Origin of the sequence: Enterococcus sp. VV15 (assembly GCF_005236045.1) — a bacterium.
In the GTDB taxonomy this organism is placed as follows: domain Bacteria; phylum Bacillota; class Bacilli; order Lactobacillales; family Enterococcaceae; genus Enterococcus_B; species Enterococcus_B durans.
In genome coordinates, this window is the sequence record NZ_QPTY01000038.1 from 1 (window position 1) to 16,788 (window position 16,788).

General features: G+C 34.4%; 15 protein-coding genes. 7 read left to right on the plus strand and 8 right to left on the minus strand.

Annotated features, from left to right (window positions below; translation table 11 throughout):
• Window positions 1–346: 346 nt before the first annotated feature.
• From DVW83_RS11920 to DVW83_RS11930, 3 genes are all read right to left on the minus strand, one after another.
• The gene (locus DVW83_RS11920) at window positions 347–703 is read right to left on the minus strand and encodes an ArsC/Spx/MgsR family protein (protein WP_005877513.1); all 357 of its coding nucleotides are present in this window, start codon (window positions 701–703) and stop codon (window positions 347–349) included.
• Window positions 704–723: 20 nt separating this feature from the next.
• A complete protein-coding gene (locus DVW83_RS11925; protein WP_081134225.1) occupies window positions 724–1,128 on the minus strand; it encodes a Spx/MgsR family RNA polymerase-binding regulatory protein in 405 nt (134 codons plus the stop codon).
• Window positions 1,129–1,348: 220 nt separating this feature from the next.
• On the minus strand, window positions 1,349–3,562 hold the full coding sequence (locus DVW83_RS11930) for an ATP-dependent helicase (RefSeq protein WP_104661949.1): 2,214 nt from the start codon (window positions 3,560–3,562) through the stop codon (window positions 1,349–1,351).
• Window positions 3,563–3,740: 178 nt separating this feature from the next.
• Between DVW83_RS11930 and DVW83_RS11935 the strand changes: the two genes are divergently transcribed.
• Window positions 3,741–4,430: a YoaK family protein gene (locus DVW83_RS11935; RefSeq protein WP_104661948.1), complete on the plus strand. Its 690-nt coding sequence runs from the start codon at window positions 3,741–3,743 to the stop codon at window positions 4,428–4,430.
• Window positions 4,431–4,480: 50 nt separating this feature from the next.
• On the opposite strand, the gene DVW83_RS11940 is transcribed toward DVW83_RS11935, so the two are convergent.
• Both DVW83_RS11940 and DVW83_RS11945 read right to left on the minus strand, forming a co-directional pair.
• The gene (locus DVW83_RS11940) at window positions 4,481–5,182 is read right to left on the minus strand and encodes a deoxynucleoside kinase (protein ID WP_104661947.1); all 702 of its coding nucleotides are present in this window, start codon (window positions 5,180–5,182) and stop codon (window positions 4,481–4,483) included.
• Between the two features lie 234 nt (window positions 5,183–5,416).
• The gene (locus DVW83_RS11945; RefSeq protein ID WP_104661946.1) at window positions 5,417–5,623 is read right to left on the minus strand and encodes a hypothetical protein; all 207 of its coding nucleotides are present in this window, start codon (window positions 5,621–5,623) and stop codon (window positions 5,417–5,419) included.
• A 259-nt stretch (window positions 5,624–5,882) separates the two neighbouring features.
• Here DVW83_RS11945 and DVW83_RS11950 point away from each other — a divergent pair, with 259 nt between their 5' ends.
• From DVW83_RS11950 to DVW83_RS11960, 3 genes are all read left to right on the plus strand, one after another.
• A complete protein-coding gene (locus tag DVW83_RS11950) occupies window positions 5,883–6,485 on the plus strand; it encodes an accessory gene regulator B family protein (RefSeq protein ID WP_005877500.1) in 603 nt (200 codons plus the stop codon).
• Between the two features lie 140 nt (window positions 6,486–6,625).
• Window positions 6,626–7,903, plus strand: a complete 1,278-nt coding sequence (locus DVW83_RS11955) for an ATP-binding protein (RefSeq protein WP_104661945.1) — start codon at window positions 6,626–6,628, stop codon at window positions 7,901–7,903.
• Between the two features lie 12 nt (window positions 7,904–7,915).
• Window positions 7,916–8,644 (plus strand): LytR/AlgR family response regulator transcription factor, encoded by a 729-nt coding sequence (locus DVW83_RS11960; RefSeq protein ID WP_104661944.1) that lies wholly within the window; start codon window positions 7,916–7,918, stop codon window positions 8,642–8,644.
• Window positions 8,645–8,893: 249 nt separating this feature from the next.
• Here the strand turns inward: DVW83_RS11960 and DVW83_RS11970 are convergent, their stop codons facing one another.
• Entirely contained in the window at window positions 8,894–10,405 is a 1,512-nt protein-coding gene (locus DVW83_RS11970) for a zinc ABC transporter substrate-binding protein AdcA (protein WP_104661656.1), read from the minus strand.
• Between the two features lie 283 nt (window positions 10,406–10,688).
• On the opposite strand from DVW83_RS11970, the gene DVW83_RS11975 reads away from it, so the two are divergent.
• Window positions 10,689–11,876 (plus strand): AI-2E family transporter, encoded by a 1,188-nt coding sequence (locus DVW83_RS11975; RefSeq protein ID WP_104661657.1) that lies wholly within the window; start codon window positions 10,689–10,691, stop codon window positions 11,874–11,876.
• Between the two features lie 1,426 nt (window positions 11,877–13,302).
• On the opposite strand, the gene DVW83_RS11985 is transcribed toward DVW83_RS11975, so the two are convergent.
• A complete protein-coding gene (locus DVW83_RS11985; protein WP_104661659.1) occupies window positions 13,303–13,566 on the minus strand; it encodes a helix-turn-helix domain-containing protein in 264 nt (87 codons plus the stop codon).
• 437 nt (window positions 13,567–14,003) lie between these two features.
• On the opposite strand from DVW83_RS11985, the gene DVW83_RS11990 reads away from it, so the two are divergent.
• Together DVW83_RS11990 and DVW83_RS11995 are read left to right on the plus strand one after the other, a co-directional pair.
• Window positions 14,004–14,534: a hypothetical protein gene (locus DVW83_RS11990; protein ID WP_104661660.1), complete on the plus strand. Its 531-nt coding sequence runs from the start codon at window positions 14,004–14,006 to the stop codon at window positions 14,532–14,534.
• A 5-nt stretch (window positions 14,535–14,539) separates the two neighbouring features.
• Window positions 14,540–14,785 carry a hypothetical protein gene (locus DVW83_RS11995; protein WP_104661661.1) on the plus strand — a complete coding sequence of 82 codons (246 nt, stop codon included), beginning with the start codon at window positions 14,540–14,542 and terminating at the stop codon, window positions 14,783–14,785.
• A gap of 362 nt (window positions 14,786–15,147) precedes the next feature.
• On the opposite strand, the gene treC is transcribed toward DVW83_RS11995, so the two are convergent.
• Complete coding sequence (treC, locus tag DVW83_RS12000; protein ID WP_104661662.1) at window positions 15,148–16,776, minus strand: alpha,alpha-phosphotrehalase; 1,629 nt, start codon at window positions 16,774–16,776, stop codon at window positions 15,148–15,150.
• Window positions 16,777–16,788 lie beyond the last annotated feature (12 nt).

A 16,788-nucleotide genomic window follows, 5' to 3' on the forward strand; every position in this document is an offset into this window, starting at 1 on the left:
AAATCTTTCAGCAACTCGTATATCATAACTTATCTTTTGTTATTTGTCAAGAACTTTTTTGAAGTTTTTCTTGATTAAATCAAGCTTTTCAATAGGTTCTTTTTAAACGACTTAGTTATCTTATCATGTGGTCACCCACACGTCAAGAATTTTTTTCATTGTTTTTTGAACGTTTCAAAAAAGAAAAAAGTCTAATAAAAACAACAGAAATGAATATATCATGTAAATTTGCACATGTCAATACAAATTTACTCTCAATTTAGTTACTCTCCTCTTCTTCCCAACAAAAAAGGAAATGAGCAGTTGCCACTTCCTCTAATATAGTATCTATTCCTCTTCGTTTTTACTATTCACTTAAAATCAATTGTTCCATTAGTTGTTCGTTGTATCCAACAAATAGAACTTCATCAATAATAATCAAAGGTCGTCTCAACAGCTCTTTATATTGTTTACACAATAGAGCTAATTGTTTTTTACTGATTGAAGTTAAATCCACTTGAATATCTTTAAAGGCTTCCGACCAAGTGACGAATAATTGTTCAGCGTGCATTTCATCAAAGTTACATAACTCTTCTGCTTCGGTCATGGTTAATTCCTGTTGTTCCAAATCAATGAACTGATACGTCAGTTGATTGGATTCTAACCAATTCTTGGCTTTTAGACACGTCACACAATGCAGTGAACCGTAGATTTTCACTTTCATTCTCACAAGGCCCCTCCTTTTTAGCTAAAAATACTGTTCTGCATATAAATCAAATTACGCGCGACGGAGCGGATTTCTCTTGGAACAAATGAACGAATTTCATCTTCATTGAATCCAATCAATATTCTTTTTTCATCTATTAAGATCGGTCTTCTTAGCAATGATGGATATTCTTTGAAGAGAACAATCATTTGCTTCAAGGACAATTCATTAAAATCGATAGCCAACTTTTCATATATTTTTGAGCGAGTAGAAATAATATCTTCAACTCCTCCTTCAGTAGCTGCAAGAATTTCACGGATTTCACTCTCTGTTATCGGGTCGGCAAAAATATTTTTCTCTTCAAAATCTAATCGATTAGCTTGCAACCATGCGCGAGCCTTTCTGCAGGAAGTACAGCTAGGTGAAGTGTATACTTTTATCATTTTCTCACTCTTTTTTAATTATAATCCCATTCTAACTGAATCTCATAAAAAATACCAATTATTAGCTATAAAATTCATGTTTTTTTTAACTTTAGTAATCTATATCTGTAGAGTGCTTAGTATATCAGCATTTTCTATTATTATCTAGTTATAATCTTTTTTTATAAAAATAAAGAAAAAAGCAAGAATATAAACAAAAAAATTTATATCCTTGCTCTTTTCAGTTATATATCGATTGTTTTTTAATTTTACAACCAGTTTCTCTAATAAATCTTGAGGGTTTTAATCGACGTGTTCCCTTCATCAAAGGAATACACAGATACAGTCGATTCCTTGCTCTTGTCATCGCCACATAAAAGAGGCGTCGTTCTTCTTCTATAGTAGTTAGATGTTCTGCCTTTATTTGTTTGTTGCTTAAAGCATTTTTTTCAGTTGCTCCATTATAAGGGATCAGTCCTTCATTGCAACCAATCAAAAAGACATTCCGATAGCTCAATCCTTTACTTCGATGAATGCTTTGGATGCACAATGCATCCAGTTTTCCTTGACGATAAGCAGTCAGGCGGATTTTTAATTGCTTTGCTAGTACTTGTGTTTCTTTCTCTAAGCCCATTAGTTGAGTCAGTGTCGGATATTTTTTGATAGTCTCGGACAACCATTCTTTTTCCGTACCATCCATTTCTTTAGCAGGTTTCAGCAATTTTAGAAAACCTTTTATCAATGATTCAATCTTATGGTTCTCATTTTTTTCAAGAGCGTTGATTTCTCCAATAAAAGAGCGTAGTTCTTTTTCCTTTGATTTCATATTAGGACTCACTGCCAAGAGATAGTTTATGATATCTTTTTTCTTATTCTCATTTGAAAAAAAGAAATCACATTCAGCTTTTTTCAGATAGCAGTTCATCATTAGCTGATGCAATAACTGCTTATACGCATGATTTTTTTTCTGCTGCGTAGGCGCTTCGTACCAAAGTACTAATTTCTGGTAAAACTGTTGAAAAGTCCGTATACCAAATACTCCTTCATATTGCCCATCTGCTTCCAATACAAATGGAATTTCTGTTTGTAGGAGGTCTTGGACTAACTGTTGCGTTTGTGATAACGAACGATATAACACGATCGACTCTTTATACTTCCCATTGCTTTTTATAAAGGAATGGATCTGTTTGATGATCCATTTACTTTCAGTTTGTGTATTTTCAAAAGACAGAGCACTCATAATACCAGTTTCTTTTTGTGCTGGAACCATTGCTTTGGGAATGCGATCGTTCTTATTGAATGTGATCAATCGATTCGCACCTTGAACGATTGCAGCGCGGGAACGATAATTAGTCAGTAAAAATAGGGTCTTTGTGAGGTACTCTTGATCAAAATTTTTGATATAAGAAGGCTCTGACCCTCTAAATCCATAGATACTTTGATCATCATCCCCGACTACGATCAACTTGATATGGCTATCTTTCGTGATCAAACGTACGATTTCCCATTGCAATGGATTCGTGTCTTGAAATTCATCGATAAATAGGTAATCATATTTTTCACCGACATATCGTCTGACCGCTTCATCTTGTAGTGCAGATTTTAAATTTTGCAATACATCATTGAATTCAAATAGCTTCTGTTCTTTTTTTTGTTCTTGGAGTTCAGACATGAGATACTTCATTCGCTCAGAAATCGGTTTTGTTGCTTTTTGTTCAAGCGAGTCAAATTTGTCCTGGATTACTTCAACGATTTCCTCAATCGACAAATTCATATTCTGCCAATAATCCAATCTTGCCGAAATCGTTTTTTCTCCCGACTGATCAAATGCATATAGATTATACTTACGGATCAGCTGTTGGAGTATGCCATTGATCCTATAAGAAGTATCTTTAGAAAATTCCCCTTGTATCCCTGTTGCCGTTATTTCAGGAAAACGTCTTTGGATGTCATTGTACAAACGGAAAAAAATGCTGTGAAATGTGCCGATATGCACATTAGTCTTACGTTGACTAAAATTATCTACGCGTTTTTTTAATTCATTTGCCGCATTTCTTGTAAAAGTAATCATCAATATCCGTTGCTCTTCTACTTGTTCTTGTGTCATCAAGTAAACGGCCTTTGCACAAATCGTCTGCGTCTTGCCACTTCCGGCTCCAGCAATAATCCGCAAATTTTTCTCCATGTTGTAGGTGATTGCCGCTTTTTGTTCTTGATTAAATCGATTATACGAACGTTTTTCCATCATATCGAAAAATGAATGGCTTCCATTATCTTCTTTTTCTTCGTCGATCAGGCCTGGAGCTTCGCCATAAGCTGCCTCATAACTTGCAATGATTTCTTCTTGCATCCGGAAAATTTGTTGGAGCTTGCTGTACTTTTTTTCCCAATGTTTGAGTTCTCTTTGCAAACGAAGAATTTCTTTTTCGTTTCCTTGATTGATAGCTTTTCCCATCTTTCTGTTCATTTAAGTTCTGATTCGTTTCCTTTATACTAACAGACCTTACACAAAAATAAAACGGCTTTAGCGAGTAGATTTTTTTCTGAAAATAATCTTTAATATTTCCGAAAAATAAAAGAATGATGTGGTAATATAATAAAGAAAATATATCTCAGTTGAAGGTGAAATAAAAATGAATACTTCATTCCACGAAGGACGTACGATTGGTCTTTTGCTAACCTTTATTGGCGGTGCTATGGATAGTTACACTTATATCCAATACAATGCTTTTGCTTCAGCTCAAACCGGCAATATCGTTTTAGCGATTATCCAAAGTTTCGATGGAGAATGGCTAAGCGTCGGCAAGAAGGTTCTTTCTACGCTGTTTTTCTTTTTGGGTATTTTACTTACAAAATTTCTGATTAACTATTTCCAGAAAAAAGAAAAGCACTTTTGGCGACTATTTGTTCTCTATTATGAAGCAGCGATCTTTTTCTTAGTCAGTCTGCCCTCGATCAATGCTCATCCTGCACTTGTAACAATCATGATTGCTTTCACCGCTGCAATCCAATGGCTTGCCTTTGACAAAATCGATGGACGTGCCTACACGAATCTATTCACAACAGGAAACTTAAAAGGGGTAGCAACGAATCTCTACGACTATTGGGTAACAAGAGAAAAAGCAGAATTTGATCGGTTCATCCATTTTCTTACAGTGGTACTTGCATTTATCGCAGGTGCAATCGTTCAAGTCTTTTTTCATCATTTATTCAATACGTTCTCCATTTTATTAGTCTCTGTTTTATTTTTGATCATTGCAATTACCCAAAGCGTTCAACTTTGGCACTTTTATCGTCAAAATCCTTTCATAGTAAAAAAATAAAAATATGAGATGTGAGTCCCTTGTTAAGTGACTGACACCTCATATTTTTCTTATGAAAAGATTCCTTTCACCTTTTCACGATCTGTTGTGTAACGAGCGGGCATTTCTAACGCTCTTTCTTCTATTTTTTTTGTGTGATGGTTAATCAAACGAACGATTTCTTCCCCTGCGGATGGGTCTTCGACAAAATCATATTTATCCCCATCGATCACCATTTTTGGACAGATATCAAAACTTTCATACCATTCTTCATAGCGGCGATTCAACTCTTGATAATACGCATATAACTCAGGGTCTTGTTCTAGTTGTTCGTAGATTCGTCCTCTTTTTTTGATACGTGCTAACATCGTTTCGAAGGAAACACGGATATAGACTAACAGATCCGGCTTTTTTGGTGGCGCAACAGCTTCTAATTCTTTGAGCATTGTTTCGAGCAATCCTTGATATTGCGCGACTTCCTCTTGAGAGACTCTGCCTAGATCTGCATTTAAATGGAACAGTAGGCTATCTTCGTAGATTGAACGATCTAACACATTATCATCATGGCTGAACGCATCTTTGATTGCCATGAATCGTTTATTTAGAAAGAAAATTTGCAATAGAAAAGCATACTTATCTGGATTTGAATAAAAAAGTGGCAGTACCTCATTATCCTCTACATTTTCATAGAATGGTTTCGTTTCTAAGTTGCGCGCAAGCATTTCTGTGAGTGTACTCTTTCCTGCACCGATCGTACCAGCTACTATAATCATGTTTGTTTGCCACCTTTCTTTTTTGAGTTATCGACCATGGCCGAAACTTATTCTTATCTTACATCTGTTTCACATGACACAAACGTTATGTATGTTCGATACGTTTTTCATTCTACTACGCTGATCAGAGAAATAAAAGTATCATTGTTAAATCTTTAACAACAAAAATAGACTGATTGCTTCGTTTTATTTGCTCACGAATATCAGTCTATTCTTCCATTATTGATTTATTTTTCATTCTGTCACAGCACTTGATTTCCGAACCACCAGTTGCCATTGAAGGTTGTGCGCAGTATCATTATCTTCCATCGCACAATTGATTACACGAATCATCACACTATTTTCGTAAACCTTCTCAATTTCTCCTTTAACAGGCGCACCAAATAAATCGGATTTAAATGCATATGTCTCTCCAACTTCAAATAATTGTTCATTTTCCATAAAAAATCCCTCCCAAACCTTTTATAAAGACTATTAAATATTTACCACAAAATTGAAGAAATAACACAATAAACTCCTAAACGGTTCTTTTCATGTCAAAACTGTTCATTTTTTGGTTTCTCTGTGAAAAAGTGGACTGTCCATTCATTCAAAAAAGGGAGTATTATTTTTTACGATTTTGACCCCAAAACAACCTTTTATGAATCAAAACTCTATTTTGACCCTTTTTGACATAGAATATTAGTCGGAGGTACGTTAGATGAAAAATAAAGTTGTGAACAAATTATTGGAGACATTATTCAGTGGTGAAAAAACAGAAGAAGATATGGTTTATATCCAAGTTAAGTTTGCTCTTGAAGTGCTGATGAACAACCTAGGGAAATTAGCAGTTGTGCTAGTCTTTGCTTTAGCGACTGGCTCATGGAGCGAAACAGGAATAACTTTTCTTTCCTATATCTGTATTCGTAGATATGCATATGGACTTCACTCTGATTCTGAATTTGTCTGCCTACTTTGGACTTTGCTTTATTTGTGGGGCGTTCCACTTCTGATGAAACATTTTGAATTGACTGTCTCCTTCCCATGGATGGTCTTTTTATTAGTCAGCTGCTTTTTATTATTGCTTCGCTATGGATCAAGAGGTACAGCTATTAATCCCATTGAACCAGAAAAACGCCCACCTTTATTGAAAAAAGCAATTTTCATGTTTGTTGTATTCACACTTCTGATCTTATTTTTTGCTAATTCTTACTTTTCTACTTACTTGCTTCTCGGGATTGTTTTAGAAATAGCTACGTTGCTTCCAATTACAAACTATCTAATGAATCTTGGAGGAATTTTTTATGAAAAAAACAATCATTAAGCAACTTACCAACTTATCTGACTTTTTTGTATCTGGCTGCTGCTTCGGTATGAGCTCAGAATTTAAAATCCCTGAAAAATTAAAAAAATAATTAACTAATTATGCTATAATTTGGAAAAAATCAACGGGAGCGGTACTTTATGTTTTTATGGTCCATAGCGTTGCAATACTTGATTTATACGATTTGTATATTACTCATTGAACACCAAATTAAAAATAAAATCTTTTTTACAGGAGTCATCCTGCTATCTTGTTTCTTACTAGGTTTTATTTATCCAACTTTAGGGATTTATACTGCCTTATTTGCTATTGGAATGCTGATGCTTACATTTTTCTTCTTTGCATCTTCACCGCAACGGTTGATTTATGCACTTCCTTGGGGACTTCTGACATCACTTTTAGGAGATCATTTGGCTAGCATCAGTGATTTTTTTATTTTGGAATCAGCGGTGATTGAACCTGGAGATTCTTTACAATACTTTCATATTGTCGTATCTGCTGTTTTGTCAGCCTTACTAGCATTTAGCTTTAAGAAAGCTTTAGAGAGATTCTATGGATTAGATCGTCGAATGATTGGCATAATTGGTACATTGATATTATTTACATACTATATCATTATCTTTTACACCCGTTTTTCTGGCGAAACTCCTGAAGTCTTAGCTTTAAATACCAGTTTCTTTATATTTTATCTTTGTTTTGGTGTAATCATCCTTGTCTACTATTGGAAAATTTCGAATAAAAAAATGGCAGATCAACTATTAGAACAACGGATCCAACTTCAACAAGACTATATCAAAGATCTTGAAAAGAACTACCAAGATTTACGGGAATTTAAGCATGACTATCAGAACTTACTTTTTTCGATGAATAGCTATCTTGAGGATGGGGATCTTGACGGATTACGAAAGTATTATGATCAAAATATCTTACCTACTCGGCAAATGATGCAACTTTTCCCAGCTAATCTCAGTCTTTTAGACAATATGAAGAATCGGGATATAAGAAGTTTGCTTTCTTTGAAGCTTATGATGGCGCAAGAAAAAGGCTTGTCTGTTCAACTTGTATTTCCTGATGAGATCAAGCTTGATAAAAAGCATACGGTCCACCTTGTTCGTATGTTAGGGATTATATTAGATAATGCTATTGAAGGTGCTTCGATTACTAAAAAGAAAAAAATAGAATTGATCGTACTTAAAAAGAATAACTCAGTGATTATCCGTGTAATAAATACTACTTTGAATACTCTTCCCCTGAACAAACTGAAACAACAAGGCTTTTCAACTAAAAGCAATCCAAAAAATGAAGGGTTGGGATTATTCATCCTTGATGAATTAACCAAGCTAAATCCTTATATCTTTTTGGAAACTTCGATTGAAAACCAACGTTTTTCTCAAACGATTTATATACAAATGAAATAAAGGAGTAAATTTATGATTCCCATTTATATTTGCGAAGATGACATGAAGCAATTAGAAGTAATCTCTGCTGTAATCAAAAATCGAATCATGATTGAAAATTTGGATAGTTATGTCCATGTAGCTACTTCCGATCCAATGGAACTTCTTCAAGCTGCTAGAGTTCGCACCTCATCTTTTGGCATTTATTTTTTAGACATTGAATTAAAAGATAGCGAGCTAGACGGTATCATGATCGGCAAACATATACGGGATCTCGATCCATTAGGAAAAATCATCTATGTGACTTCCCATACGGATCTTTCGATGACTATCCTGAAAAGCAATATCGAACCAACTGATTATATTATCAAAGAAGATGTCTTTGACTTAAAAGAAAACGTCGAACGAATTTTGAGCAAGATTTTCGAGGATGTCCAAACTACACCTCTTCAAAAAGATATTTTTAAAATTGAATTCAACGATGAAATAAAGTTTTTACCAATCAAAGATATTCAATATTTTTCAACGTCACCCGGTACACCGCATAAATTAGAAGTCCATTTAACACATGCGCAAATGCAATTTTACGATAAAATCAAAGAAATCGAAAAAATGAATCAGAATTTTATTCGCTGTCATAAGTCTTATGTGATCAATACACAAAATGTTCGGACGATCAATAAGAAGACCCGTGAAATCACTTTAGCTAATGGTGAAGTGATCCCCGCTTCTGTCCGTGGTCTAAAAAAACTGATTTCTTAACTTTATAATCATCTCCTTTCATTATTGCAACTTAGAAAAAAACAAAATAAGAGGCTGGGACAGAAGTGTTTAACTCCTTCTTAAATAAGAAGAAATTCACGAAAATTGCTGTTCAAATTTTTGTGAATTTCGGCTTATTTAAGAAGGAGTTGCTTCTGCTCCCACCGTTTATTCGTTTTTAAAGAATAAGATAAAAGTGTTTCTTACTTTTGTCCTACGCTCTTATTTTTTAATGCACTATAGCATACGTTAATGTAACATCATTTCTTGTGCAATTTCCTGACCATTCATTTGCGCTGGATAAAAAGTCGGCCAATTCTCCATTTCTTCTAATAACTTCTCTTGACTCTCATTTCCTAAATAGATATGGAAATGTTCTGAATCACTTGGTTCAATTGAATGATCACTGAATTGAATATAGCGATACACACTATTTTGTGGTTCTTTCGCCTCAAATAGATAGCGTACACCTTGGTTACCTGCCTGATAATCCAACACTTTTTTGTCACTGTAACGGTATTCTGCTTTTTTCACTTCGCCATTTTTAAATGTAAATGTCAACTCGTTCCCCTTGATCGTTATCTTTGCGACATCTGTGTGATAGCCAACTTTATAGTATTCTTTATACTCTTTAGCCGTCTTTTCTGGATTCACTTTTGCCTTGTATTCAAAAACTGGATCTAGTATTCCATTTTCAAGATAAGTATCTACTGTCTGCCACGCACCGTTCCAATCCAATAACGTACGGTCTTTAACCGCCGAATCTTCAAAGTAGCCATTGTATATGGTCTTTTCTTCCTGTTCCCATCTATCTTCAAGGTGGTTCTCTGTTTCAGTCGTTTTTTGTAACGCTCTCAGATTTTTCTCCATGATCGAAAGGTAGTTTTCTCCCTGTGCCATTTGTTCCTTCGTCAATCCTTCCAACGGATTAAGTACCTCTAAAGAAACTCCTGTTTCATTCGCTAGTGTTTTAGCAATACTACCTTTCGTATTTTCTTCGAAATAGATAGTGCTGATCCCATGTTCCGTTACGAATTCCTTTAATTCTGCTATTCGAGAAGCCGAAGGTTCTTCACTTGAAGATAAGCCCGTAACTGCCACTTGCTTTAGCCCATACTCTAATGCTAAATAGTTGAACGCTGCATGTTGTGTAACAAACGATTTTTGTTTTGCTTGACCCAAGGTATTTTGATATTTTTGGTGTAGGTTTTGTAGTTTTGTTAGATAGTTCTCCGCATTACTTGTAAAAACTTCCTCTTTTTCTGGGTATTGTTTTATCAATTCATTTCGTATCGTCTGAACCTGTTTCACTGCTAAACTTGGCGCCAACCAAACATGAGGGTCTAATTCGTGGGTATGCCCCTCCTCTTCATGAGTATGATCATGTCCGTCTTCACTATCTGCCAATAAAAGCATTCCTTCTGTTGCTTTGATCGACAATACCTTCCCTTCCTGCAAGGTTTCTTGAATTGCTGGAACCCATGTTTCCATATTTTCATCATTATAGACAAATACATCTGCATTTTGGATTTTAGTCATGTCCTTAGCGGATGGTTCATAATCATGTGAATCTGTTCCTGCGGGGATCAATAATTCCACATTTCCTTCTTTCCCAACGATTTCTTTAGTGAACTCATACATTGGGTAAAAGGTTGTCAACACTTGCAGCTCTTCATTTTCCCCAGTTTCTTGGCTACTTCCACAACTAGCAAGGAGGCCAACTAATAATACCCCACTTAACAAACCAATCAAACGTCTCATCTTTGTTACACTCCTTCTCATCTTCTTTCTTTTTTCTTTTACGATTAACTCTATTAAATCGTAATCATTGCGTTTTAATAGCAAGAATAAATTTAGCATATCTCTAAAACATAGGTCAAGTGTTTTTTGGTTATTTAATCGTTGATTTAAACATCCGAACCTTTATCATTTTCTTTTTGGCCCTATTTCCGACTATAATGAAATAAATCATCTCTCACTTTAGTAAAATTTTTATGAACTTACTTGTTTGAGATGTTCTGACTTATTAGAAAGGAGAAAAAAAGTGGAAAATAAATCCAAAGAAAATTCACGGTTCATACGGTTTTTAGGGGGAAAAACTTCTTACTATGTTTTAGGTTTATTGATCATGTTGGCTTTAGTCATCTACATTTTCCAAAAGATTGGCTTTGTTTTTAAACCATTTATTGTGATTTTTGCTACTGCCTTACCACCCGTTTTATTTGCTTTAATTCTATATTATTTATTAGATCCTTTAATCAAACGTTTGAATAAAAAACTATCCAGAAATCTATCAGTGATTATTGTTTATATCGTTATTTTGATGCTGATCGGACTAGGAAGCATCTGGCTGATCCCATTTCTGCAGCAGCAGGCTGAAACACTGATTGCGAGTTTCCCGGACTTATTCGCTGATTTTCAGCAGACGCTAAAACAATTTTTGGCGCAAACACCATTTTCAGATTCATTCAATCAATTTTTTTCATCTATTGATGATCTTACTTCAAATTTCACCTCCTTTATTGGAGATTATTGGGAAAGCGGGGCTGAGAGTTTAGGAAACATCTTTTCAGCAGTCACCACTACTTTTATTACATTATTTACTGGTCCGATCATTGCCTTTTTCCTATTGAAAGATCCTCATAAATTTTATCAATCAGTCCTAGGGATCGTTCCACCGAAATTCCGTACGGATTTTCAAACATTGACAAAAATCGCCAATCAGCAACTTGGTGCATTTTTGAAAGGACAAATCATTGCTTCCTTCATTTTAGGTGCTGTCTATTGGGTGACTTTTTTATTGCTTGGTTTAGAATTCGCAAGTATATTAGCGATTGCTGCCGGTATTCTATGTATTATTCCCTATATCGGTCCTTTTATCGCCTTCTTTCCTGGTCTATTTATTGCCTTCCAGGATTCAACGTTTATGGCGATAAAATTTATCATTGTCTGGTTTATCGTGCAACTACTCCATGGTGATCTAGTCGTTCCGCGAGTGATGGGCAATCGTTTACAGATCCATCCGATTACGATCCTGATCGTTCTACTAGTTATGGGTGATTTGTTAGGACTTATGGGTGTCATTTTTGGTATTCCGATCTACACGCTGATCAAATTGCTTGTCGTCTTTACTTTTAGGAAATTCAAGCAACGCTACAACAAGTTCTACGGTGATCAAGGTGTTTATCAAAAAGCAGATTTTTCAGAAAAAGATTACCTAGATAAAGAATAACTATAAGTTAGGGACAAAAATGAGATAATCCTACTGAGTAAAGAGAACTAAAACTTTTGTCTCTATGAAAAATGGGGCTGAAGAATCAGAGTTGATTCTTTAGCCCCATTTTTCATTTTAGGTATTAAAATCTAGTATGATTAAATCACGACAAAATAAACTACGAGAGAATGATATGTTCTATGAATGATTCTGCCAAAAAAATGTTACGATTAATAGACCAAAATTGGGTAGGAGGAACCCGCCTTGAAAAATTACAAAAGATTTTTTATTGTTAAAATCGTTCAGTTTCTAACCTATGGGATTGCAGTAGCTTGAGCACTTTTTCATAGAGAAATCACACCAAACTGGCCATTTTATCTCTTGTTGTTAGAAATATTAGTAAGAAATTTTATTCCACTTAACTATCATACTAGCTTTTTTTCAACTGATTCTGGTCTTTCTTTAAAAGTACACGAAAATTAGAAGACATTATTGAAATGACAATTACTTGTATAGTCATTCTCCTAGTTATACTCCTACACGTCTTATAATAAAGATCTCTACAAATTAGCTTGTTACAGTTAGTTGAATTCATTAGTCCCATATTTCATTATTACTGTCTTTAGACCTAGTTGAACTCATAAAGTGAGTGAAACACAAAATCACTTGCTATACAGATAGGAAGTAAAGGGTTCTACCAATTTTTTAGTCATGTATATTATCAAATCGTTATTAGCATTCTCTTTTAGAATTAAGAATAATACTTTTGAAAAAAGTTATAAAGGTCTCATATTAATATCATTTAGATAAAGAGTCATAGTCATATATGTTCATTCTGTGTAAGAAGTTTTTTAATGCATCAGCTTGCTGGTACTCTTTTGCAATCATGAAAATTTGAAATGTTGATTCAATATATTCACTTCTCACATTTGTTTCTAGATGTTGAATTCCCCCTTCAAAAAAATTAATCATTATTTTGAGATAAAGCTCATGGTAACTAAGTTTTTGATTTTTTAAGTTCGAACAACATGTTTTTAGACAATTCCATATTCTGTCTTTTTTAAAATAAAAACATTCCATTCGATAATAATGCTTGAAAATAATCTTTGAAGTATTTATCTGCTCTTTTCGATTTAGATGGATTTAGTTTATGAATCCTCTTTTTTAGATTGAGATAGATAAATTCACTATCAAAAATGTACATACAATTAATAAATAAAGTCCATTGTACACTATGCCATTCGTCGCACCTTCAAAAATCATTTTGAAATAATCCTTTTATTTCAGAACGTTCTGCTGAAGTCAGGATAATTTTCTTTTTCATATCCGTCAATAGTCGTGCTTGATGATAAAATAATTTATAGTAAATATCATCAGAGGTCAAACAATAAAAATTTAACTCATTTATTAAAACTTCAAAATACTTTTCTTTACTATAAGACACTCAATGTAAACGATCACTTATATATTTTTTCTTCTTATTTTCCGTCACATCCGGTGGTAATAAAGCGACAAATTTAAAGAAGGTAACATTCAGTTTATCTAATAGCAACAAAAGTTGTGGTAAAGAAATCTTTGTCCATCCAGTTTCAATAAATGACAAGATGTTTTTTGACATTATTTCTTTCGCTAATTGAACCTGCGTCAGCATTTGCTCTTTTCTCAATTTTTCTATTAAAAACCCAATTTTTACATTGACTTCTTCCATAATATTTTCATTCCTTTTTCCAAAAGGCCAAAAAAATACTTATTTTCACTAGATTTTTATATTCAACTTTATACTTAAGCTATCAATTTTGAAAGGAGACTAATATGATTTATGTTCCTGTTCCTCTCCCAGGCGGAGCTTGGGAAGTTGTTATTGTCGAATCGCCGTAGTTCATTCTCTCTATCTAAGTGCTAAAGGATCCTAAATAAAGCTCACAAGTTATATAACCTTCAGATTCAATTTTGAAATACCGTTCTTTACACTCTATGAGATTTTTTTAGTTTCATTATAGCATAAGATAATTTTTTATCTTTTTAAATCAGTTTCGAATATTGATGGAATGAATCAATTTTTTATTTCATCTATGTACCTCTATTGGATTATCATATTATAATTATGAAAGAAGGAATTCCCATGAAAAGTTTAAATCTGTAATCTTGTCATTTGCCAGCCTACTTTTAATTTCTGTTACTACGCCAACTGCTATTTCTGCTCACGCTGCAGAAACAGTGACAGAAAAAACTTCAATTCTAAGTACAACCGAACCATTCAAACTAGGTGAAACATTTTCTGATTCCATAAGTGATCCAGAATTTCAGAACAAACTACAAGAATCAAACCAATTAAGTAAGAAAATTACAGATATTGAGGACACGACTATCATTGATCATTATTCAGAAATGGCAAAATCCGCTTTAAAGAATGGAGAAATCAAAAAACATTCACCAAATACTTCTTTAGATTTTAACAATATCCATGCTATCAAAGTAATGGATGAAGGGAATGAAATTACTGTTGCCTCTATCCCTATCGTAGGAGAAAAATATAGTCCAGTGATCAGTAGTATTACAGTTTATTTTGATAATGATGACATTTTTCTTTATGGAGAAACTTTGTACAGTAAAGGTGATAAAAACTGTTGCAAAATTGACCAATACTTCAATGGGAATTTACTAGAAAGTAAATAAGCATTATGTACCGAAGTAATGCTGTCGTCAAATCTGGGCTAGATGCCTTAGCTCGGGTTAATTTTGACAAAACCACTAAGTGTTTAATGGCTGTTGCAGGTGTAGGTGGCTTTACAGCAGGTCTTATCGTTGGTGCATGTGCAGCAATGTGTATTACTAGTGCCGCGTTATGTGGTGATTGTGTGACTGGTTTTGCAACTGTAGGTGGAGCAAGTATTGCGGGAATTGTAGGTTGCTTCGCATTAACATAATAGCGTATAATAAAAATAATTTATTTTTATTGGAGTGAAAAAACGGAGAGTAAACTCGCTAAAGAAATCGTTATCATCTTTAGATTGCAAATCATGTTTAGCTGTCTGACAATAGTTTCTGTCCCATTATTTTACGGCGGATATATTGCAATTTGGGCTCCAATCACGTTGTTTTTTTAGTGATCTTTTGCTTAGGACTACTAATAATGAAAATAAAAAAAGGTTGATTTTGAAAAGAGGCTGGTACAAAAGTGTTTCTTACTTTTGTCCTAGCCTCTTCATTTATACCTCTTACGCAACTCATCCGTCTTTCTGGATAAAGAACTATTTTTTGAAGTAACCTATTTCGAGTATTTTTCTAGTTATTCTTTCAATAATGCAATAGCTTGATATGGTTTCAATTTCAACTCACGTTCAACGATTGTTCCATCGTAATTATCGATCAATATCTTGGAGTCTAAAAATTCTTCTGGTAATGAAATAGTAGTTTCTTTGCCGTAGAAATTAGTAAATACGATTACTTTCTTTTCTTCATATTGCCGTAAAAAACTATATACTTGTGGATGTTCCGGCTGGTATGCCTGATAACTTCCCAAGGCAATTACTGGATACTGCTTTCTCAATCGGATCAATTTTTGATAATAATTGAAAATAGATTGCGGAGAAGCAAGCTCTTTTTCAACATTGATATCCCCATAGCTTTCTGCTACCTTTAACCATGGTTTTCCCAATGTAAACCCAGCATTTTCATCGGCTGTCCACTGCATCGGTGTACGTGAATTATCTCTTGATTTGGCTTTGATCCGGCGGAAAGCTTCTTTTTCTGATAAGCCTTTTTCCAGTAATAGCTGATACGCATTTAAACATTCGATATCCACATAATCAGCAATCGAATCAAAGTCAGGATCGATCATGCCGATTTCTTCGCCCATATAGATATAAGGCGTTCCCCGATTTAAGTGGATCATAGTCGCTAGCATTTCTGCCCCTTGTTTTCGGTAGGCATCAACTGCTACAAAACGGTTCAGTGCACGCGGTTGGTCGTGATTATTCAAAAATAAAGCATTCCAGCCATTCCCAGCACTCATCTCTTCTCCCCAAGTATGGAACAATCGTTTTAATTCTTCAAAATCAAACGGCGGAGTAGTCCACTTGTCCCCATTTTCATAATCAACTTTCAGATGATGAAAATTGAAAACCATGGAAAGTTCATTCCGACTCGGTTCTGTATATAAAATGCAGTTCTCAACGGTTGTTGAACTCATTTCGCCTACAGTGATGATCTCTGCGTCTTGACCAAATGTTTCTTTATTCAACCGTTGAAGATACGTGTGGGTGATCGGTTTATCCGTGTATTCTGGTTTGCCTTGGTTCTCTGAATTATTTTTCAAGACTTCATCTTTTCCGATGACATTGATAACATCAAAACGGAAGCCTTTGACTCCTTTGCCCATCCAAAAACGAACGACCTTGAATAACTCTTCTTGGACCGCTTCATTTCGCCAATTTAAGTCTGCTTGTGTTTTGTCATATAAATGTAAGTAGTATTTGCCAGTGTCCCCAAAAGGAGCCCAAGCATTCCCACCGAATTTAGATATCCAATCAGTTGGTTCATCTCTTAGAATAAAAAAATCTTGATAGAATGGATCACCTGCTAAAGCTTTTTGAAACCATTCATGTTCAATCGACACATGATTCAATACCATATCCAACATGATTTCAATCTGATAACTTTTAGCTTCAGCTACTAATGATTCAAATTCCTCCATCGTTCCAAAAAGAGGATCGATCGCAATATAATTGGAAATATCATACCCATTATCTTTTTGCGGACTTGGGTAAATAGGGTTCAACCAGATCATATCAATTCCCAATTCATGTAGATAAGGAAGTTTTTCTTTGATGCCTGCTAGATCACCAATCCCATCACCATTGCTATCGCGATAAGATTTAGGATAAATTTGATAAATGACTTTGTCTTTGAATGTCATATTGATTTGCCT